The sequence below is a fragment of the Pseudomonas sp. WS 5027 genome (assembly GCF_012985695.1).
Lineage (GTDB): Bacteria > Pseudomonadota > Gammaproteobacteria > Pseudomonadales > Pseudomonadaceae > Aquipseudomonas > Aquipseudomonas hygromyciniae.
Genome location: NZ_JAAQWU010000031.1, coordinates 1 through 20,266, shown reverse-complemented (window position 1 = coordinate 20,266; position 20,266 = coordinate 1). Strand labels below are relative to the sequence as shown.

General features: G+C 56.2%; 17 protein-coding genes. 12 read left to right on the top strand and 5 right to left on the bottom strand.

The features are described 5' to 3' along the window. Positions 1–92: 92 nt before the first annotated feature. The 8 genes from HBO09_RS26360 (at position 93) to HBO09_RS26325 (ending at position 11,336) form a co-directional block, all read left to right on the top strand. Positions 93–3,785 carry a transporter substrate-binding domain-containing protein gene (locus HBO09_RS26360; protein ID WP_262381336.1) on the top strand — a complete coding sequence of 1,231 codons (3,693 nt, stop codon included), beginning with the start codon at positions 93–95 and terminating at the stop codon, positions 3,783–3,785. Between the two features lie 344 nt (positions 3,786–4,129). Then, complete coding sequence (locus tag HBO09_RS26355) at positions 4,130–4,669, top strand: fimbrial protein (RefSeq protein ID WP_169998335.1); 540 nt, start codon at positions 4,130–4,132, stop codon at positions 4,667–4,669. Between the two features lie 309 nt (positions 4,670–4,978). Continuing rightward, positions 4,979–7,396: a fimbria/pilus outer membrane usher protein gene (locus HBO09_RS26350; RefSeq protein ID WP_169998337.1), complete on the top strand. Its 2,418-nt coding sequence runs from the start codon at positions 4,979–4,981 to the stop codon at positions 7,394–7,396. 13 nt (positions 7,397–7,409) lie between these two features. Beyond that, the gene (locus tag HBO09_RS26345) at positions 7,410–8,147 is read left to right on the top strand and encodes a fimbria/pilus periplasmic chaperone (protein ID WP_169998338.1); all 738 of its coding nucleotides are present in this window, start codon (positions 7,410–7,412) and stop codon (positions 8,145–8,147) included. A gap of 75 nt (positions 8,148–8,222) precedes the next feature. Continuing rightward, the gene (locus HBO09_RS26340) at positions 8,223–8,735 is read left to right on the top strand and encodes a fimbrial protein (protein ID WP_169998339.1); all 513 of its coding nucleotides are present in this window, start codon (positions 8,223–8,225) and stop codon (positions 8,733–8,735) included. Further along, entirely contained in the window at positions 8,732–9,232 is a 501-nt protein-coding gene (locus HBO09_RS26335; protein WP_169998340.1) for a fimbrial protein, read from the top strand. Before HBO09_RS26340 ends, HBO09_RS26335 begins: the two co-directional genes overlap by 4 nt. A gap of 757 nt (positions 9,233–9,989) precedes the next feature. Next, the gene (locus HBO09_RS26330) at positions 9,990–10,373 is read left to right on the top strand and encodes a hypothetical protein (RefSeq protein ID WP_169998341.1); all 384 of its coding nucleotides are present in this window, start codon (positions 9,990–9,992) and stop codon (positions 10,371–10,373) included. A 153-nt stretch (positions 10,374–10,526) separates the two neighbouring features. Next, positions 10,527–11,336 (top strand): hypothetical protein, encoded by an 810-nt coding sequence (locus tag HBO09_RS26325; protein ID WP_169998342.1) that lies wholly within the window; start codon positions 10,527–10,529, stop codon positions 11,334–11,336. An 86-nt stretch (positions 11,337–11,422) separates the two neighbouring features. On the opposite strand, the gene HBO09_RS26320 is transcribed toward HBO09_RS26325, so the two are convergent. Beyond that, positions 11,423–11,782, bottom strand: coding sequence for a hypothetical protein (locus tag HBO09_RS26320; RefSeq protein ID WP_169998344.1), 360 nt, complete (start codon positions 11,780–11,782; stop codon positions 11,423–11,425). 631 nt (positions 11,783–12,413) lie between these two features. Here HBO09_RS26320 and tam point away from each other — a divergent pair. Next, positions 12,414–13,175 carry a trans-aconitate 2-methyltransferase gene (tam, locus tag HBO09_RS26315; protein WP_169998346.1) on the top strand — a complete coding sequence of 254 codons (762 nt, stop codon included), beginning with the start codon at positions 12,414–12,416 and terminating at the stop codon, positions 13,173–13,175. A 10-nt stretch (positions 13,176–13,185) separates the two neighbouring features. On the opposite strand, the gene HBO09_RS26310 is transcribed toward tam, so the two are convergent. Next, positions 13,186–13,734, bottom strand: a complete 549-nt coding sequence (locus tag HBO09_RS26310; RefSeq protein ID WP_169998348.1) for a cysteine hydrolase family protein — start codon at positions 13,732–13,734, stop codon at positions 13,186–13,188. A 96-nt stretch (positions 13,735–13,830) separates the two neighbouring features. On the opposite strand from HBO09_RS26310, the gene HBO09_RS26305 reads away from it, so the two are divergent. From HBO09_RS26305 to HBO09_RS26295, 3 genes are all read left to right on the top strand, one after another. After that, on the top strand, positions 13,831–14,814 hold the full coding sequence (locus HBO09_RS26305; protein WP_169998350.1) for a GlxA family transcriptional regulator: 984 nt from the start codon (positions 13,831–13,833) through the stop codon (positions 14,812–14,814). 307 nt (positions 14,815–15,121) lie between these two features. Continuing rightward, complete coding sequence (locus HBO09_RS26300; RefSeq protein WP_169998352.1) at positions 15,122–16,231, top strand: DUF3182 family protein; 1,110 nt, start codon at positions 15,122–15,124, stop codon at positions 16,229–16,231. Further along, positions 16,221–16,976: an alpha/beta fold hydrolase gene (locus HBO09_RS26295; protein WP_169998354.1), complete on the top strand. Its 756-nt coding sequence runs from the start codon at positions 16,221–16,223 to the stop codon at positions 16,974–16,976. The genes HBO09_RS26300 and HBO09_RS26295 overlap by 11 nt, the downstream gene beginning before the upstream one ends. Positions 16,977–16,982: 6 nt before the next feature. On the opposite strand, the gene HBO09_RS26290 is transcribed toward HBO09_RS26295, so the two are convergent. The 3 genes from HBO09_RS26290 to HBO09_RS26280 are packed head-to-tail and all read right to left on the bottom strand — an operon-like array spanning position 16,983 to position 19,982. After that, complete coding sequence (locus tag HBO09_RS26290; protein WP_169998356.1) at positions 16,983–17,951, bottom strand: lysylphosphatidylglycerol synthase domain-containing protein; 969 nt, start codon at positions 17,949–17,951, stop codon at positions 16,983–16,985. Further along, positions 17,929–19,206 carry a cardiolipin synthase ClsB gene (gene clsB / locus HBO09_RS26285; RefSeq protein ID WP_169998358.1) on the bottom strand — a complete coding sequence of 426 codons (1,278 nt, stop codon included), beginning with the start codon at positions 19,204–19,206 and terminating at the stop codon, positions 17,929–17,931. Before clsB ends, HBO09_RS26290 begins: the two co-directional genes overlap by 23 nt. After that, positions 19,203–19,982, bottom strand: a complete 780-nt coding sequence (locus tag HBO09_RS26280; protein ID WP_169998360.1) for an endonuclease/exonuclease/phosphatase family protein — start codon at positions 19,980–19,982, stop codon at positions 19,203–19,205. Before HBO09_RS26280 ends, clsB begins: the two co-directional genes overlap by 4 nt. Positions 19,983–20,266: the final 284 nt, after the last annotated feature.

The window sequence follows — 20,266 nt, the reverse complement described above, 5'->3', positions numbered from 1 at the left end:
CGCTGCCAGTCACCGTGCTTATCGTTCTCACATTTTTCTACTGCATGAACTAGCGTTCAAACAGTACCTTTCGTTACACGCAGGTAACCCGATTGAAAAACTTTCATATGTCCACGCGGGTAACGAACGGCCTGCTCGCTTTCTGTCTCATAGTGATGAGTTTTTTAGCTGCTGCCGAAGGCCCCGCGATCAGCCCACTCAATCTCGGCAGTCGACTAAGCCAGGAGTCTACGGACATCGTGCTGGATGAAGACGACTGGCATTGGCTGAGACAAAAACACCGTCTGATACTGGGTGTGTCTGCATCAAGCTTCCCCCCGCTGGACACCATCTTTAACGGTCAAGACTATGAGGGCATCAGCGCTGACATTGTCTCGTTGATCGCTCAGTTGTTGAACGTTGAGGTCCAAGTGGTTTCCCTTCCTGACAGAGCGAGTGCCTTGGCTGCCCTGGAGTCCGGACAAGTCGATATGCTGTCCAGCTCCAACAGTTTCGAGCTGAACAATCCTTCGGTGGTGTTGAGCAGGCCTTACGTAAAGGATCGGCCCGCGCTGTTCAGGCGCCAGGGAGATACACGCACCTTCGACGATGACTTGAGCGGACTGACGATTGCCACACCAGCAGATTATTTGCCGTTAGCTGAGCTACAAGCGCGCTTTCCCGCTGCGAAACTTGTTCCAATGAAGTCGCACATGGAAGCCATGGCCTCCTTGGCATTTGGGCCCGCTGATCTCTACTTGGGCGATAACCTATCGTCATTCAGCATGATAAACCGGGATTTTTTCAACGATATAAGGCTTGAGCGTTTCGTCGACATCAACTCCGGTGGTTTCAGCTTTGCCATGCATAAGGGAAATCCGCGCCTGGAGCACATTATCAATACGGTAATCGACTCCCTGGGTGAAGAGCGATTGATGACGATCGTCAAACGTTGGAGCGGCGGGGATGTTGCGCTGACGGATCGAAAATTGCTGCTGACACCGCAGGAGCGTCGTTGGATTCAGCGCCATCCTGTGGTGCGTCTGGTGATCAATGACGATCTTGCACCTATTGCCTATTACAACACCGACGGTAATTTCAACGGTATCGTCGCCGACCTGCTGAGTATGATTTCCCTGCGCAGCGGGTTGCAGTTCGAGGTGCTACGCAAAGGCAGTTTTCCAAGCATCATGGAGGCCATACGAACCAACGAAGCCGACTTGGCGATTTTGACCGCAAGTACCGACCGCGAAGCCTTTCTGCGCTTCAGTCGTCCGTTTGGCTCCACCTCTTTTGCACTGGTGACCAACGTCAGTTCCAGCCACGCCATTACCGATCTGGCCAGCCTACAAGGCAAGCGTCTGGCCGTCGCCGAAGGGCACGTGGTGTTCGACAAGATCAAAACCGACTTTCCACAAATCCGCATGGTGACGGCCTCTACCACACTCGATGCCATGAGCATGGTCAACACGCACAAGGCCGATGCCGCCATCGTCTCTTTGAGTGTCGCCCGCTACTACGTGGCTCGGCTCTACGACCAGAAGCTAAAAGTGGCCAACATCATTGATAACGGCCAAGCCACTGGCAACTTTGCCATGCGCCGCAGCGATACCGAACTGCAGTCGATTCTAGACAAAGCCTTACTGAGCATTCCGCCTGAAGAACTGAACGCCGTTTCCAATCGTTGGCGTGCCAATGCTTCGATGAGCGGGCAGACCTGGCACGACTATCGAGGGGTGATCGCCAGCATTGTCGGCGCAGCGTTATTGATCCTGCTGACGGCCTTGGGCTGGATCCTTTACCTGCGCCGGCAGATCCGAAAACGTGTCGCGGCGGAGCAGGCGCTGGTCGACCATCTCGCCCTGATGCAGGCCTTAAGCAACGGCATGCCGCATCCGGTTTATATGCGCGACCGCGACGGCCGTATGCTGTCCTGCAATGACAGCTACCTGGAAGCGGTAGGGCTGACCCGGCCACAGGTATTGGGCAAAACGGTTGAGCAAATCATCGACAGTAATTGCCTCCTGCTCCCCGATTTTCACAGCAGCTATTTAAAGGCAATGGACGAAGACCGGGCGATCACTCAGGCGTGCGCTCTGACACTGAATGCAAAGGCGCTGTGGATCAATTATTGGATTCAGCCATTTCATGATGCTGCGGGCAACGTTATCGGCGTCATTTGTGGCTGGCTGGATATCACTGAACATCGTCAATTGGTGGATGAGCTGGAGAGGTCCAAGAACATTGCCGATGAAGCGAGCCGCACCAAAACCACGTTTCTCGCGTCCATGAGCCATGAAATTCGTACGCCGATGAACGCTGTGATCGGCATCCTTGAACTGGTGCTTAAGCGTGGGGAGCGAGGCACCTTCGATCAAGCCGGTATCGAGATTGCCTATTCATCAGCCAAAAGCTTGCTGGGCCTGATCGGTGACATTCTCGACATCGCGCGTATCGAGTCTGGGCGCCTGAGCCTGGCGCCCAAACGCTCCAATTTGCGTGAATTAATGGAGTCAGTGGTAAAGGTTTTTGAGGGACTGTCACTGCAAAAAGGCCTCGACCTGAAGCTGGATATCGACTCGAGTATCAACTGCGATGTGCTGGTCGATCCGCAGCGCTTCAAGCAGGTGCTCTCCAACCTGCTGAGCAATGCGATCAAATTTACCGACGAAGGGAGTGTCAAGGTACAAATCCGCGGCGAGGCCATGGAGTCGGGTCGCTTGAGCGTACAGCTGCTGATCGAAGACTCCGGCATCGGCATCTCGGATGACGATCAGCAAAAGCTCTTCCAGCCCTTCAGCCAGACGATACAAGGCGTAGGCAAAGGTCAAGAAGGCGCGGGTTTGGGGCTGCTAATCAGCCGCTCGTTGTGTGAACTCATGGGCGGCAGGCTCACGATGAACAGTGCACGGGGGCAGGGCACTCAGGTGCAGGTGGAACTGCTGCTCAATACGCTGGAATCGGTTGAAGTGCATCACCTGGATGGCGTGAGAAACCTGCCGGAAATCGTCCAGACCTGGAAGGTGCTGGTGGTCGATGATCACGCGATCAACCGCGAGATTCTGCGCCAGCAAATGAGCTTTCTGGGGCATGAGGTCGTAGAGGCTGAAAACGGTTCGGTTGCGCTGGAAAAGTGGCTCAAGGGTGGATTCGACATCGTACTCACCGACTGCCATATGCCATTGATGAGCGGCCCGGAACTCGCCAAAGCTATCCGTCAGGAGGAACGCGAGCAACAACGCCAGGCCTGCGTCATCGTTGGGCTGACGGCTGATGCGCAACCCGAAGAGATAGAACGCAGCATCCAGGCGGGCATGAACGATTGTTTGATCAAGCCCGTGGGGCTTGATGTACTCGCCGAGCGCATCAGCGCTATCCATCACCTGGTCCGGCAGAATCTGGGTTACAAACCCGTCATTAATACCGAGCCCCTTCAGCACTTTGACCAGGGTTTGCTCTACGACCTCGCGCCGCTGGAGGAACTGACCGGAAGCGACACGGCCTTGATGAACCATCTGATCGACGAATTGATGGTGAGTAATCGCAAAGACTTGGAGGACCTGATCCAGCTGGTGGAAGATCAGAACACCAGTGAGTTGTTCGAACTGGGCCACCGAATCAAAGGCGCAGCGCGAGTGGTAACCGCCAACCGCCTGATTACCTGTTGCGAACGCCTGGAGCAGGTCTGTAGCCAGCAACAAGTGCCCTACTCAACCTTGATGGACGCGGGCGACGCCGTTGAGCAAGCCATCTTTGAGCTGGAGCAAGCCCTCGCAAGCCTTCGCTCGGAACCTCCCCGTCTATAGCGGTGATCCTTCACCGCCGCCTCTTCACGCGATACGTATAGGGCAGGGCACGCCATCACTGCGATTCTTTGGCGGTGCTGTCGGACAGCCCTGCCTGTGCCAGCGAGAAACTCGAGCGGTTCCTCCGGGCCAGGCGCACTTCAACCCTGGCTATCAGGCGATTTTCAAAGGGTATCAGATGCAGCCTACAGTTCTGTAGGACTGGTCCTAAATGGACGCAGGAACGAGCCTCTTAGAACGCACCCTTGAAGTCCTTAATATAACAACGGCTGCGACAGCAAGCTTTCGAAGTAAGGCATTTAGCGTCGCATACATCCCCTCACTTGAACCCTAAGGATGACAAGATGAAGTTTCACAAGGCTCCCCTGGCAATTTTCACTGCGCTCATTGTTAGCAGTGCAACTGTTTATGCTGCACCTGCGCCTTCTGCCGGCAGCGGTAAAGTTCACTTTGAAGGTTCGATTATTGATGCGCCTTGCTCGCTGGACTCTAAAAGCGTAGACCAGACCGTCATCATGGACCAAGTTTCCAACAAGGCGTTGGCTGATAACGGCACCTCCGAAGTTAAAAACTTTAATATCGAACTGCGCCAGTGTGATATCAGCACACTGAAAAAAGTTAAAGTCACCTTCGGTGGTGATGCCGACGCGAACGATAGCAGCCTTCTGGGTATTGCAGGTTCGGCCAAAGGCGCTGGCATTGTGCTGACTAACGGTTCTGGCGTACAGGTAAAGCTGGGTGAGGCTTCCACCGCCCGTACATTGCTGCAAGGCGACAACACCCTGGTTTTCGGCGCTTACCTGAAAGGCACCACCGCTAAAGACGAAGCGGTCACCCCAGGTTCGTTCAATGCGACTGCTAACTTCATGTTGGCCTACGAATAAGCGTTAACCGTGTCTTGACACGCTGTTTCGTTATATCTCCGTTTGTGCGTCGGGGCTCTTGAGCCTCGGCGCTTTAAACGTCTAGTTTCAGTCTTGGCCGAGTATTGCGCTCAGGGCCAGGCAAAGAATATCAAAATTTATATCCGGTTACGTCAAGTCATAAGACTGCCTGCGTTACCAGATACAGATGTGAGTCACTGAAGTACCCATCTGCCTTCTAGCGTATCTAGAGCATTCAGAAACTAAATATAGTTCAGTGTTTGAAAACCTATGACCCTTGGGAAGAAAACTCTATCGACCGTGTTATTGGTGAGTTCGTTGAACTACTCACAGGCCTCTCAGACCGTCGAATTTAACCTCGACGTTATGGACATCTCCGATCGCAGCGGCATTGACCTGAGCCGATTCAAATCGGCCAACTATGTCACGCCCGGTCAGTACCTGATGAGTCTGAAAATAAACGATAGAGCCTTGCCCGAAGAGAGCTTGCATTTCTACCCCGTCGACGAGAGCGAAACCACCACGCGTGCCTGCCTGCCGATGGAGATGGTGGCCAACTTTGGCTTAAAGCCCGAGGCGCTGCAGCAACTGGGTACCTGGGGGCCGACACAGGCGTGCGCAGACATCGAAAGCCTTGCCGGCGTGCGTCTTAGGCCCGATATGAGCAAAGGTGTTCTGTACGTTGTTGTGCCCCAAGCCTGGCTGGAATATCGCGACCCCAACTGGACGCCCATCAGTGAGTGGGACCAAGGCGTTGCCGGGTTCATGCTCGATTACAACCTTAACGGCTCGACTAGCCAATACTCGGGCATGGGCAAATCTACGCAAATCGGCACCAACGGAACCCTGGGTTTTAACGCCGGCCCATGGCGCTTGCGTGGCGACTTTCAAGGCCGTCGCTATCAAAGCCAGACCTACAGTGGCCAGAATTTTTCCTGGAGTAGCCTCTACGCCTATCGCCCGTTACCGACAATGGGCGCCAAGTTGACGTTGGGTGAAATCAACCTGAATTCCAAGCTGTTCGATGGCTTCCGCTACCAGGGCGTCAACCTAGTCAGCGACGACCAAATGCTGCCGCCAAGCCTGCGCGGGTATGCACCTGAAGTCGTGGGTGTCGCTCAGGGTAATGCCCGGGTGACGGTACGCCAAGGTGAGCGCGTGCTCTATGAAACAGCGGTGCCGCCCGGCCCTTTTCGCATCCGTGACATCAACAGCGCGGTGAGCGGCAAGCTGGATATTGAAATCACCGAGGATGACGGCAGCACCCAGAACTACCAGATGGAAACAGCCAACGTGCCCTACCTGAGCCGGCCGGGCTACGTGCGTTACAACGTGACTGCCGGTCGCCCCAGCAGTTGGGACCGAGAGCAAACAGGGCCAACCTTTGCCACGGGCGAAATGTCTTTGGGCCTAAACAGCGATTGGTCGCTGTTTGGCGGCGCCCTGTTGACCGACGGCTATAGCGCGGTCGCGGGCGGCATCGGGCACAACCTTGGCCAGTTCGGCGTGGTGTCGGTGGACGTCACCCAGACGCGCGCCGTTGTGCCCGAGCAAGGGCGGCTCACGGGGCACTCGTGGCGTTTGAACTACGCCAAGCGCTTCGACGAATACGACAGCGAAATCACCTTCGCCGGGTACCGGTTCTCGGAACGAAACTTCATGACGATGGATGAGTTTATCAACGCCCGTAATCACGACGTCTACGGTCGAAACAGCAAGACGGCCTACACCATACTGGCCAATAAAAACTTTACCGACCTGGGCTTTAGCACCTTCCTGTCCTATACCCACGAAGACTATTGGGACAACAGCGCTACCGACTACCTGAGTGCGAATGCCAGCCGCTACTTTAACGTCGGGGCATTCAAAGGTGTCTCCGTGACCTTGTCCCTGAGCCAGACACGCAATACCCAATCAACCAGTAACAGCGTGTCCCTGTCTGTGTCTGTGCCTTTCGGTGCCAGCCAGAGAGTGGGCTACGACACCTATCTGAACAAAGGCGACTTGCGTCAAGCCGCCAGCTACTCCAAGTACAACAACGAAAATAGCTACCAGGTCAGGGCCAGTAGCGGTGCCGAAGGCCAAGGCATGCAGGGGTATTACAGCCAGAGAACCGCCCATGGCGACTACAACTTGAACGGCAGCTATCAATCGGATGGCAGCCAGAGCGTAGGGTTTGGCATGCAGGGCGGCGCGACGGTAACCGCTGCCGGCGGCGCCCTGCATCCTCCGACCTTCAATGGCGGTACACGCATCATGCTCGACACCAATGGCGTCGAGGGCGTGCCCCTGCGAAACGGCCAAGTTCGCACCAACGCAATGGGTGTGGCAGTAGTTCCTGCCCACACCAGCTACTCGCGCACCGACGTGAGCATTGACGTGAACAAGTTGGCCGATGACATGGAAGCCAGCAAATCGGTGACCGAAGCGACCCTGACCGAAGGCGCCATCGGCTATCGCCGACTGACCGTCATTCAAGGGGCCAAGGCCCTGGTCACCTTAACGCTGCCGGATGGCTCATACCCACCGTTTGGCGCCAGCCTGCAGGATGCCTCAGGACGCGAAGTGGCCATCATTGCCGACAGCGGTTTTGCCTACCTAACCGGAATCACGGCCGAGTCCAAGTTCCAGGTGAAGTGGGGCGCCAACAACAGCTGCGACGTCATCCTGCCGACGAACGTGCAGTCAGAGCAGCGCCACACGTTGCGCTGCCAGCCTCAATATTAATACGAGTAACCAAATGAACATCAAAACCCCACACCTTAAGGCCCTTGCGGCTGTTGTTTGTATCGCGCTGCCGGGTCTTGCTCCACACGCTGCGATATCCCTGGACCGCACCCGGATTGTTTTCGATGGCGACAAGAAATCGGTCAGTCTGAATATTCGCAACGACAACAAAGAAATGCCCTACCTAGCTCAGTCCTGGATCGAGAACGAGCAACAGCAAAAAGTCACCGCACCGATCATTGTGCTACCGCCCTTGCAGCGAGTAGAGCCCGATACGGGCGGGCAGGTGAAGTTGCTGAAAACGCCGGAAGCCGAGCAACTGCCCAAAGACCGCGAGTCGCTGTTCTACTTCAACCTTCGGGAAGTGCCGCCGCGTACCGAAACGTCGAATACCATGCAAATCGCTTTGCAGACCAAGATAAAACTCTTCTACCGACCGCAGGAAATCACGCCCGGCAGAAATATTGTCTGGCAGGAGCGCTTGATCGTCAGCAAGGTCTCGGGTGGTTTTCAGGTGGAAAACCCGACCCCTTATTACGTGACCATCATCGATCTGCAGGATGTGTCGGACAAAAAAAGCGAAAGCAACTTTGAGCCGGTGATGCTCGCACCCTTCTCATCAAGCACCCTGGAGCCTGAGGCACGTAACATCAAACACCCGGTAATCGGCTATATCAACGATTACGGCGGTTATCAAAAGCTGAACTACACCTGCGAAAAAACGCTGTGCTCGTTTAAGTCTACGAAGTAGTCCTTCGCGGCCTCTTTGTGTGTAAAAAACCACAATCATGCCCTTTTATTTATCCGTAGAGCGCAGGCTTTTGCCATGAAAAAAACGCTTATCAACGTCAGTGCTGCAAGCGCTCTATTATTAGCGGCACACTCAGTGTGCGCCGACGATATACGCATAAACTTCTCTGGCAAATTGATTGTCCCTCCCTGCGACTTGAGCATCGACAGCCCGGAGCAGACCGTCCAAATGGGGACCTTCGATAAGCGCGAATTAATCAGCACAGGCAAAAGCCGCGCGACGCCCTTTCATATTACCGTTAACACCTGCGAGACGGCCTCCGCACTCAGCATCAGTTTCAGCGGCCAGCCAGAGCCGCTGCTGGCCGGTGCGTTGGCAATCAATGGCGCGGCTTCTGGCGTGGCAATCGTCCTTGAACAGGCAGACAGCACGCCTATCGCCATAAACACCGACACACTGACGTATCCCCTGAGCGGTACAACGCAGGAGCGCTTGTCTTTCAATGCCTACCTGCTAAGACTCAACGGCAAGGGGATTGTCAGTGGCAACTTTACTGCACTGGTCAACGTGACGGCAGCATACCCATGATCAAAAAAAACCATACTAACAGGCTAGTCGCTTTTGGGGCTTTGTTAATAGGTGTGATATCAAATGGCTGCCTGGCGGGAACGGATGCAGTCACTGTGACCGTCTCCGGAAGTGTAACTCAGCCAACCTGCAAGTTTAACCAGGGCAAATCTCTGGATGTAAAATTTAATGAGGTTGATGTCACGAAGATTTCCACGAGGCAATATCGGATACCTATTGGCCTTAAAGTGTCTTGTGGCGGGAAAGATGCCTATATTCATTTGAGTATGGCAGCTCCATTAGGTTGGGCTGGAAACTTAATTAATACGAGTGTTGAAGGTTTGGGTATCGAAATTTTCGTACCACGAGTGAATAGTCCCTGGACGCCAGGCACCTCACATATTTCAAGGACTCAGGATGATAATAGTATTGTTGCCACCTTGGTTGCGCGGCCGGGGGCAAAGCTAAAGGGGGGCGAATTCACAAGCAGTATAACTATCTCGGTTAAATATTTTTAGGTGTAAGTAAGTCGGGTTTAATAACGGTTCGAGCAACTTTTTAGGCTGGATGTATTTTATGAGATTTTTTCATGGCTTTTACGAATTTTGTCTTTTTCCGTTTTTGACGACATGTACTGAGAGCAGGCGCATGCAGGTGGTAAGTAACATAAACGAAAACTCGCTATGACAATGGCCTTGAAGCGATTTTGGTGGTAGGCCCAAAGTTGAAGCTTAAGGGGGCAAGAAGTATTACTCTTTCGGCGACTTATTTTAGCGGGTATCTCCATGTAACCTTTACTAAAAAATAGCGGTTTATATTCGGGCGGGTATTTTATGAAGATATATTTTGGGTTTTTGATTTTACTTTTTACGAGTCCCGCCTTTGGGGTTTTATATTTCACTGAAATGACGGAAAACCAGGCTCAAAATGGCGACTATAGATTATATGGGGGCATGCCAAAGACAGATCTTCTTGAACTAAATTTCGGCGGATCCCGTTACTTGGTACTCTTCCTCAAATAGAGCTATATGGAGTTAGGGGGATTTTGTTTTTCCAGAGTGGAGAATATCATAGGATCGGTGGCGGCGGATGGATTCCCGGATGGGAGCAGGGGATAGATCTTGAAAATTTCCGGACCCAGTTTCGCCTGTTCGCGGAGCAGGTTCTAGGAGGCTACGGCTTCGTAGTACATAGTAAGACCAGTATTAGCTCAATTGGTAACATAGTCCTTTTTTTTGTTATCGCCCCCTTAAAGATGCTCCCGGTGAAACAATTTTGTGTCTAAAAACGGGCAGTCGAATCGGAGAGATTGTTATTGAACGGCCCCGGCAGAAACCTCTGAGCTGTAACCTTCAGATTCGCCATTATGAAATCACTCCCGAAAGAGTTAACAATGACCGCGCCTTCGCCACCGCATTCGTCAACTGTAATCGCAGCGCTAAAGTGACGCTTGCCATTGATAAAAGCATAAAGCTAAATGGGGTGGAAGGACTTTATTCGCAGCTGCACATCGGCTATGCGTCCGCTGGCGAACCTTATACGGTTACCATTAATGCCAGCGACACAGCAATACGGGTGAACTCCACGCTAAAAACTCAAGGTACAGTGACTTCCGGTGCTTTCAGCGGCAGTACCCGACTGGTGATGACGTTTCCTTGATAAATGCTATTTGGTTTTGATTGCCACCCAAAAAAGTAAAGCTTAGAGGTGGCGTTTTTTAAGCAATATGACTGCGTTAGCCACTTGTGTTCAGAGATCGCCTCCCGAATATCCTGGTCGGCAAATGATTATCTATATTATGGGAGGTTGTTGATGAAGCTTTATGTTGGTGTTTTAATTTTGCTTTTCGCGACGCCAGCGTTTGCGACGTTGTATTTAACTCAAGACGCGATGGGCTATATGACGTTGAAGGGAGAGATGCCCGCGTCAGAGTCGGATATGTTTAAAAAGAGCTATTCCAGTTCGCCGCTTAATGCCTTTCCCGCACACGAGTTGCTAGGGATGCGTTATTTTATTTTTTTTGGAAACGGCGAAAGTCATATCGTGGGTCCTCCCGGGCAGATTTCTGGCTGGACACCGAGCACGCACAGTCCGCTTACGCATTATGCGAAACAACAATTAGGCTCTCAAGGGTTGCCGGTATTCAGCACGACCGATATTGGCGCTATTGGTCCCGTGGTTGTTTATTTTTGTTCTTTTCCCTTGGCGGGGAGTACCTGGGACGGTTGGTGTATGAAAACCGGCACTCAAAGCGGAGGGGTTGTTGTGGGGGGGGCAGCGCAGAAGCAAGTCACTTGCAGTCTTAACGGTGACCTTCAGCTTCGGCATTATGAACTTACACCTGAAAGAGCTAACACTGACCTCGCCTACGGCACCGTTTTCGTGAACTGTAATCGCAGCGCTAAAGTAACGATTACCCTTGATAAAAGCATAAAGCTAAACGGGGTAGAAGGGCTTTATTCGCAGCTGCACGTCGGCTATGCGGCCCCGGGCAAACCCTATACGCTGACCGTGGGTGCCGGCTATACACCGATACGCTTGAACTCCACGCTAAAATCGCAAGGTACAGTGACCTCCGGTGCTTTCAGCGGCAGTGCGAGGCTGGTGATGACGTTTCCCTGATCAAAACGAATGGCTGGGAAAATAGAATGCATTGAGTACGGTCAATCGTGACGTGTTGAGGGCGTACGAGTAAATCGATTGAGAAGTTAAGCCCGTAAAGTCTCAGAGGGGGGTGATTGTTTTACTAAAGCAGCTTTATGACGTTTTTTATTGTCAGTGGCGTGCTTTTCCCGGCGGCTGCACCATTTTAAAGCGGCATCCCCCATAATCCAGCACTCATCTAGAGAAGTCGGATAGTTTTCAGCCAGCCACACCATAGGCACATAGACATGATCGGCTCGGATTCGCACAGGTACTTGATCTCTTAGCGTAGAGATAGAGACCGTTTTTTCTACACCGCCAATGGCTGCTGGAACAAAAACGCTTCCATCTGCCGATATGCCTACTGTTCTCTTCCATTGCGGTAAAGTATTGAAGTTTTTGTAATTGACAACTAACCAGCGCATCTGTCTCTCCCCGCAATTTAATTTGCGCTAAGGCTGGTAGTGTCTCTTATTTAACGTGCAGCTTTAAATAGGATGCTTCCTCAAGATTTGTAGACGTTTCCTACGGTTATAGCGGCTTTGATCGCTCTTTATGCGAAGCTTATCCAGAATTAGGGATTTACATAAAGATGGGGTGACTCGCCTCAAGTTCTTACCCCGCCCCGCAATACCAGGACATGGCTTGTTCTTAAGCTAGTCGACCTATGGCCATTCCAGAGCAGCCAGTCATAGATCACTTTGCCCAGGCGCCTCTCACGCGGAACCGGCGATTTTGTAAAAATATTCCTCTAAGTCGCATTATTTCATTACAGAAAATAGCCTAAATGACTATTTTTCGGCGAAGCGAAATTAAAAAGCCATTAGAAACAATCGCTTATAGACCGCCTAGTAACGCCATGAGAGTCTTAGGTGAAATGGAAAGCTCTAAGGCCACCTTGGCCCGGACTATCCCGTAACACCAGGAACCCCCGGTGGCATTTGCCTCGGGGGTTTCTTGTTTTTGAGTAGGAAAATTCCGGAGGCCTGGCATTTGTCCCCGTGCGCCACGAGACTTAAGCTGTAGCGCATTCCCTTACCCAAGAAGGAAGCCCCGATGACCTGGTCTGCCCAGCAATATTCGATGTTTGAACAACAGCGCACCCGTCCCGTCCGGGACCTGGTCGCCGCCATTCCTGCGGGTAATGTGCGCACTGCGGTCGACCTGGGTTGTGGCCCCGGCAATTCCACCGAGGTGTTGGCCGAACGTTTCCCCCACGCAACGATTACTGGCTTGGACAGTTCACAGGACATGCTGGTCAGCGCCCGCGGGCGGCTACCGGCACTGCGCTTTGAATTGGCCGATATCGGCGCCTGGAAGCCTGCGCAACAGTTCGATGTGATCCTCGCCAACGCCTCGCTGCAATGGGTGCCCGACCACGCCAGCCTCTACCCGCACCTGGTGGCGCAACTGGCACCGGGCGGGACGCTGGCGGTGCAAACCCCGGACAATCTCAACGAACCCGCTCACCGCCTGGCCCGTGAAGTGGCAGCGCAAGGGCCGTGGGCGAGCAAGATCGGCGCGGTCAAACATGAGGCTCGTCACCCGGCAAGTTATTACTTCGAACTGTTGAGCAAGCATTGCAGTGCCGTGGATGTGTGGCACACCACTTATTACCACCCGCTCACCGGCCATGAGGCGGTGGTGGAGTGGTTCAAGGGCACGGGCCTGCGGCCATTCCTGGCGTTGCTGGATGAGGCCGAGCAAGGCGCCTTCCTTGACGCCTATCTGGCCCGCATCCGCGAGGCTTACCCGGCCCTGGCCGATGGCACAGTGTTGCTGCCGTTTCCACGCCTGTTCATTATCGCCACGCGCTGACAGTCAGCCTTCAGGCCTTGAGGAACTCGTCCGCCGAAACCACGCTGGCATAGGCAAATGCCAGCGACGCCATGTAGGCCTCATGCACTTGGGCCGCCGCCACGGTCTTGCCATTGAACTCCAGGTCACGGGTGGCACAGGCATCGTGGATCACCGTAACGGTGTAGCCATAATCCGCCGCTGCCCGAACCACTGCGTCGATACACATATGGCTCATGCTGCCCACCACCACCAGGTCGGTGATGCTGCGCTGTTCCAGCAGCTCGCGCAGGTTGGTTTGGCGAAAGGCATTTACAAAATGCTTGAGTACCACCGGTTCGTCGTTTTCGTTCAGCACCTTGGGATGCAAGTGCGCGCCTTCGGAGCCTGGCGTGAAGAAGGGGGCGTCGTCGGAAGTGAACTCATGGCGCACGTGGATCACCGCATCACCGGCCTGGCGAAACGCCTGGAGCAGTTGTTGTGCCTTGTCTGCGGCAGCCTCGACACCAGCCAGTGGCCATTTGCCCTGGGGGAAGTAGTCGTTCTGGATATCAATTAGGATAAGTGCTTGCTTGGCCATGAGTATTTTCTCGTGATGGGTTGATGCGTCCAGTATCGTGGCTGGCGCGAGGCTCAGGGATTGGCTGCACCGACAATAACAGGGGGAAAACTGACAATGGCTCTGGAACGCTCGATCGTCGAGCTTGGCGTGCTGATTTACAGCGGTGCGCAGATGGCCGCGGTACACGGCTTGACCGACCTGTTTGGGGTCGCCAATCGCATCGCCGCCGAGCATCAGGCCGAGCAGTTGCCAGTGTTGCGTATCAGCCATTGGCAGGTGGGTGGCGATGGTACTCCTGTTCGGGCTTTCGACAGCCTGCCTGGGCCTGAACAACCCTTGATGGCGGTGCTGGTACCGCCCTCGATTGGTGAATTCTGTGAAGAACAGGCGCCGCCCCGGCTGTTGCAGTGGCTGCGCGAGCAACATGCGGCGGGCACAGTGCTGGGAGGCGTGTGCATCGGCTCGATCATGCTGGCGCGCAGCGGTTTGCTCGATGGGCGCAGCGCCACCACTCACTGGTCTTCGGCCAGCACCTTCGCCAGTCGTTTTCCCGCGGTGCGCTTGGAGGCCGACAAACCTATCGTCGATGATGGCGACCTGATTACCACTGCCGGGCTGATGGCCTGGTCCGAACTGGGCCTGCGCCTGGTCGACCGCCTCATGGGCCCGAGCATCGCCGCTGGCACTGCGCGTTTTCTGGTGATTGAGCACAGCGACAGCGCCAGCCAGTGCGGCAGCAATTTTGCGCCGATCCTGAGCCATGGTGACGGGGCGATCCTCAAGGTCCAGCACGCTTTGCAGGCCAGCGGTGCGGTGGACGTATCGCTCGCGACGATGGCACAGGCAGCCGGCCTGGAAGAGCGCACCTTCCTGCGCCGTTTTCGCAATGCCACCGGCCTGAAACCCACCGAATATTGCCAGCACCTGCGAGTTGGCAAGGCGCGGCAGATGCTTGAATTTACCAATACCACCATCGACCAGATTGCCTGGACTGTGGGTTATCAAGACCCCAGTGCCTTTCGCGCAACCTTCAAAAAAATCACCGGCCTTGCGCCCAGCGATTACCGCAACCGATTCGGGGTCAAAGCCCCCGCTTGATCACCAGATACACCCCCAACCCATGTAGGAGCGAGCTTGCTCGCGATAGCGGTCTATCAGTAAGTGCATCTTTGCCTGACCCACCGCTATCGCGAGCAAGCTCGCTCCCACATTTTGCCCGCTGACCGGCCCGGCATCGTGCAGAACGCCGGACCCTTGATCACGCTTCGTGCAGAATGAGGCAGGCCAAATGCCATCTCTTTCCCGCTAACCGCTTGATCTACCAACTCTTTGCTCCGAGTGCAGCTTGGCCTGAACCCTGCAACCTTTGTGCTACACACTCGCAAGCCTTGCCCAAGGGGGACGCATGACCCCGACCAACCGTAAAAAAATCGTGGTGGCCCACTCGATCCGGCCCGATGCTCCTCTCCACGAAGTGGAAACCAACCGTGCCCTCGCTCGCTGGCTGGCGCAGATCCTCGGGCTCGACTACGGCGGTAGCTACAGCGTCGACCTGCACGTCGAAGCGGATCTGTACCTGCTGCCCACCCAGACCCTTGTGGGGCCTGCCCAGGCACTCAGTCTGGGAGTGAAGGGCCCGGAGGATTTGTGGGGCGGTTACGTGGACCACGATTTCATCTGTACCAAAGCCATTACCCACGGCCTGCACGGCCCTGAAGCGGTGGCGCCCGAGGGCTGGTCGCCGTTGTTTGCCGAGCGCGTACGCGCCGTGGTGCTCGACGGCCTGAGCGTGTTTGCCGTGCAAGATGCTCGCGCGGCCGCCATGCAGTTGCTGGAGCTCGGGCCGATTCGCCTGAAGCCGGTGCATGCCTGCGCTGGTCGGGGCCAAGAGGTGGTCGACAGCCTCAAGCAATTCGACGCAATCCTGGCCCGCGCCGATGTGGCAGACCTGTTCGCCCAAGGTGTGGTGCTGGAACAAGACCTGCAAGATGTGGTGACTCACAGCGTCGGCCAAAGCTTTATCGGCGGGCGGGTGTTCAGTTACTGCGGCGAGCAATACCTGACCCAGGACGGGCAGGGCGAAGCGGTCTACGGTGGCTCCAACCTGCTGGTGGTGCCGGGGTACTACGAAGAGTTGCTTACCCTGTCGCTGGACGAGGACGTGCGCCTGGCCATTGAACAGGCACAGGTCTTCGATAACGCCGCCGATGAGGCCTATCCTGGTTTTTATGCCTCGCGGCGCAACTACGACATCGCCCAGGGCCTGGACAGCCAAGGCACGCAGCGCAGCGGTGTGCTGGAGCAATCGTGGCGCATGGGCGGCGCCAGCAGCGCGGAGGTCGCGGCGTTGCAGAGCTTTGTCGACGATCCCACCCTGCGGGCGATTCGCGTGTCGTCCGTGGAGACCTATATCGACCAGCCATTGCCCGCCGATGCCGTCGAGATCTATCGCGGCCCGGCTGAAAACAGCGACTTTCTTCTCAAATATGTAACGGTCAAATCCTATGACGGCTAGAAGCGAAACCATCACCATTGATATCGATGACGAACAGATGAGCGGGACCTTTCTCAGTCCCAAGTCAAAAGTGCCAGGGGTGTTGTTCGTGCATGGCTGGGGCGGTAGCCAGGAGCGCGACCTGGAACGGGCCAAGGGTATCGCCGGCCTGGGCTGCGTGTGCCTCACCTTTGATTTGCGCGGGCATGCTGGCAATGGCATTCCCTTGTCACGGGTCACTCGGGAGGACAACCTGCGGGACTTGCTCGCGGCCTATGATCGCCTGCTGGCCCACCCGGCCATCGACACCTCAGCGGTGGCGGTGGTGGGCACCAGTTACGGGGGCTACCTGGCAGCGATCCTTACCTCCTTGCGCCCGGTGCGCTGGCTGGCGCTGCGTGTGCCGGCGCTGTATCGCGACCAGCAATGGCATACCCCCAAGCGCGATTTGGATAAAGCCGACCTGATGGATTACCGCAGCACCCTGGTGCACGCCCAAGACAATCGCGCACTGCACGCCTGCGCCGCCTTTACCGGGGATGTGTTGATCGTCGAATCAGAAACCGATGACCACGTACCCCACGCCACCATCATGAGCTACCGCGCTGCGTGCCAGCAGACCCATTCGCTGACGCATCGGATCATCGACGGTGGCGACCATTCATTGAGCGACCCGGTGTCTCAGCAGGCCTACACCTCGATCCTGGTGGACTGGATCACCGAGATGGTGGTGGGTGAGCGGTTGAGCATCATCCAATCCCAATGATGGGTTTCATGCGGGTGTTTTCTTCACCCGCAGGGCCTTGGCCTTCGCCTCCACTGCGAGGTACATCACCAGGGCGACCAGCAACGGCAAGATAAAATAGATCGCCCGATAGGCAATCAACCCGGCGAGCAGGCTACCCCGTGAGGCTTCATGTTGTAGCAAGGCGATAAACACCGCCTCCAGTACGCCAAGGCCGGCCGGAATATGTGTCACCACGCCGGCAATCGCGCTGATCAGCAACACCCCCAACACCAGCGGATAGTCGAGCTTGGCCGGCAGCAAGGTAAAAATTACCGCCGCCATCAGCGACCAGTTCAACGCACCGAGCGCCAGTTGCAGACACGCCATGCGCAGCGACGGCAGGTTGATCTCGATCCCGCGAATCGACCAGGCGCGCTTTTTCGAGAACTGACAGGCCGCCAGATAGCCGAGGCTCGCCACTACCAGCAACACGCCGACACCTTGCAGGGCGCCGCTACTGAGTTTCCAGCCCGGCGGCATCGTCACCAGGCCGCTGCTGAACACCACGCCGGCCAAGGCCATATAGCCAAACCAATTGGTGGCCAGGCTCAAGCCAAGGATTTTCGCAATATTGCCGTTGCTCACCCCCAGCCGCGAATACAGCCGATAGCGCATGGCAATCCCGCCGACCCAGGCGCTGAGGTTGAGGTTGAACGCGTAACTGATGATGCCCACCGGCAGGATCTGCTTCCAGCGCAAGGGCTGGCGCACGTAGGTCCGCCCGATCAGATCAAAGCACGCGTACACCAGAAAACTGCACAGGGTCAGCCCGGCTGCGATCCACAAGGTGCGTAGCTTGAAGTCGCCGAGGGTGGCGAATACTTCGCTCCAGTCGATACGCCGCGCGAGCAGGGTAAACAGCACGATCAGCAACAGGAAGAACACGATGGTCAGCGGCTTCTTCCAGCGTTTGAACGCGTGGGCGCGCGCATCAGCCGCGTGGGCTTGGCTCATGGTCCTGGCTCCCGTTATGCACAAAGGGTTTCAAGCGCGGTTTATGCGCGGGCAGCCAGCCAGTCCAGGCCGGAAAATGCCGCAGTACATGGAACACCACAAACCCCACGGTCACCCGCCACAACCAGCCGCGCGGGGTGCGGTTTTCCGGCATGGTCTTGCAGTGGTTGCGGCTCAGGTCCTCCAGGCGCTCGAACAAGTGCTGATTGAAGCCTCGGTCACGAATCAGCACATTGGCCTCCAGGTTCAGCGCCAGGCTCAGCGGGTCGAGGTTGCTCGAGCCCACGGTGCTCCACTCTTCATCCACCAGGGCCACCTTGCCGTGCAGTGGGCGCTGGCAATACTCGTGGATCACCACGCCTTCCTTGAGCAGATAGTCGTAGAGCATGCGCGCCGCCAGCTTGGCCATCAGCACATCGGGCTGGCCTTGCATGATCAACTGCACCTGCACGCCGCGCCGGGCGGCATTGCGCAATTCCCGCAGCAGGCGGTAACCGGGAAAGAAGTAGGCGTTGGCGATCACCACGCGCTGGCGGGCGTGGCGCAGGGCGTGCAGGTAGGCTTCCTCGATATCGCTGCGGTGTTGCAGATTGTCGCGGTAGATCAGGCGTACCAGGCCGTCACCTTCCGCCGCCGCCCAGGAAGGTTGTTGCCGTCGCCGCCAACCGCGCCGCGCATGCACCGGACGGCCACTTTGCGCCAGGGCAAAGTGATGCAGGTCCGCCACGGCTGGCCCGATCACCTGCACCGTATAATCCTGCTTGGCCTCGGGACCGAAGTCCGCCAGATGGTCTGCAGAAAAATTGATCCCGCCGATAAACCCCACCGCAGCGTCCACGACCACGATCTTGCGATGCAGGCGGCGAAACCAGTTGGTGCGAAATCCCAGGGTCTTGGGCGCCGGGTCGAACATCTGGACCGTGACCCCGGCCTGGGCCAACTCGCCGAGAAACCCCGGGCTCAGTTCGCCGCAGCCAAAGCCATCAAGACTGACCACCACCTTTACTCCGCGCTGGGCTGCCTCGATCAGAATTCCGTGCAGCTCGTGGCCGACTTTGTCTTCGAACAGAATAAATGTCTCCAGAAGGATTTCCTGGCGAGCCTGGCGCAGGGCCTCGAATACCTTGGGGAAGTACGCTTCGCCGTTTTCCAGCAGTTGCAGCTGGTTGCCGGGCTGCCAGCCGTAGTCCAGATCCCTGGCCCTGGCGTCATCCGGCGGCAGGTCGGTGGCGATGTGTTCCACGGCGCCGTTCATAACTCTATCTCCACTGACAGTGGCGCATGATCCGACAAGTGCGACCAAGGCCGAGCCGTCAGCACTTGCGCCTGATGGACCTTGAGGTTACGCACATAAATGCGGTCCAACGGCAACAGGGGCAGGCGCGCCGGAAACGTACGCGCCGGCTTGCCATGGGCCTGCACGAACACTTCCTGCAGGCCGCTGCCGCTCAGGTCGGCCTGCTGGCGCCAGTCATTGAAGTCGCCGGCGACGATCAGCGGCGCTGCGTCGGGAATTTCGGCAACTCGCTGCGCCAGCAATTTCAGCTGTTGTTGGCGGTGCACTTCGCGCAGCCCCAGGTGCACGCAAATGGCATGCACCTCCTGGCCGGTGCCCGGCAGGCGCAGCACGCAATGCAGCAGCCCGCGGCTTTCGTGGCCGCTCTGGGAGATGTCGAGGTTGTCATAGCGAATGATCTGGAATTTCGACAGCAGTGCATTGCCGTGGTCGCCATGGGGATACACCGCGTTGCGCCCGTAGGCGAACTGCGGCCAGATACTGTCGGCGAGAAACTCATACTGCGGCATGATCGGCCAGTTGCTGTAGCGCCGGGGATGCTGCTCATGGGTGCCATGCACCTCCTGCAGGAACACCACATCGGCAGCGACACCCCGCACCGCTTCGCGCAATTCCGGCAGGATGAAGCGTCGATTGAGGGCAGTGAAGCCCTTGTGGGTATTGACCGTCAGCACCTTGAAGCGGGTGATGGCAGCAGTGGGCGTGACAGGCACCCATTCTGGAATCACAGCCATGGTGGCTCCCGTGGGTTGGCGGGGCAGTGGCCTCCGTTCGTTAATGGCTGACTGTGATGCTCGCGCGAAAGTTTCGACGATTCTACAAACGGCACCCCACTATAGGAGCCGGCTTGCCGGCGATAGGCATAGGTATCTACACAACTTTGCCGCAACGCCTAAATCCAGGCAGATAGCGCAGTTGTGGCGAGCGGGCTTGCCCCGCGCTGGGCTGCGAAGCAGCCCTAAAACCAGCCGCTACGGAGTATCTGATACACCGCATACGGCTTACTGGGGCTGCTTCG

Coding starts and splice junctions, on each gene's coding strand:
- HBO09_RS26310 (WP_169998348.1), bottom strand. CDS start 13,734: ATGGCCAAGCAAGCACTTATCCTAATTGATATCCAGAACGACTACTTC.
- HBO09_RS26345 (WP_169998338.1), top strand. CDS start 7,410: ATGAACATCAAAACCCCACACCTTAAGGCCCTTGCGGCTGTTGTTTGT.
- HBO09_RS26305 (WP_169998350.1), top strand. CDS start 13,831: ATGGCTCTGGAACGCTCGATCGTCGAGCTTGGCGTGCTGATTTACAGC.
- HBO09_RS26280 (WP_169998360.1), bottom strand. CDS start 19,982: ATGGCTGTGATTCCAGAATGGGTGCCTGTCACGCCCACTGCTGCCATC.
- HBO09_RS26320 (WP_169998344.1), bottom strand. CDS start 11,782: ATGCGCTGGTTAGTTGTCAATTACAAAAACTTCAATACTTTACCGCAA.
- HBO09_RS26325 (WP_169998342.1), top strand. CDS start 10,527: ATGAAGCTTTATGTTGGTGTTTTAATTTTGCTTTTCGCGACGCCAGCG.
- HBO09_RS26340 (WP_169998339.1), top strand. CDS start 8,223: ATGAAAAAAACGCTTATCAACGTCAGTGCTGCAAGCGCTCTATTATTA.
- HBO09_RS26290 (WP_169998356.1), bottom strand. CDS start 17,951: ATGAGCCAAGCCCACGCGGCTGATGCGCGCGCCCACGCGTTCAAACGC.
- HBO09_RS26295 (WP_169998354.1), top strand. CDS start 16,221: ATGACGGCTAGAAGCGAAACCATCACCATTGATATCGATGACGAACAG.
- HBO09_RS26355 (WP_169998335.1), top strand. CDS start 4,130: ATGAAGTTTCACAAGGCTCCCCTGGCAATTTTCACTGCGCTCATTGTT.
- HBO09_RS26300 (WP_169998352.1), top strand. CDS start 15,122: ATGACCCCGACCAACCGTAAAAAAATCGTGGTGGCCCACTCGATCCGG.
- tam (WP_169998346.1), top strand. CDS start 12,414: ATGACCTGGTCTGCCCAGCAATATTCGATGTTTGAACAACAGCGCACC.
- clsB (WP_169998358.1), bottom strand. CDS start 19,206: ATGAACGGCGCCGTGGAACACATCGCCACCGACCTGCCGCCGGATGAC.
- HBO09_RS26335 (WP_169998340.1), top strand. CDS start 8,732: ATGATCAAAAAAAACCATACTAACAGGCTAGTCGCTTTTGGGGCTTTG.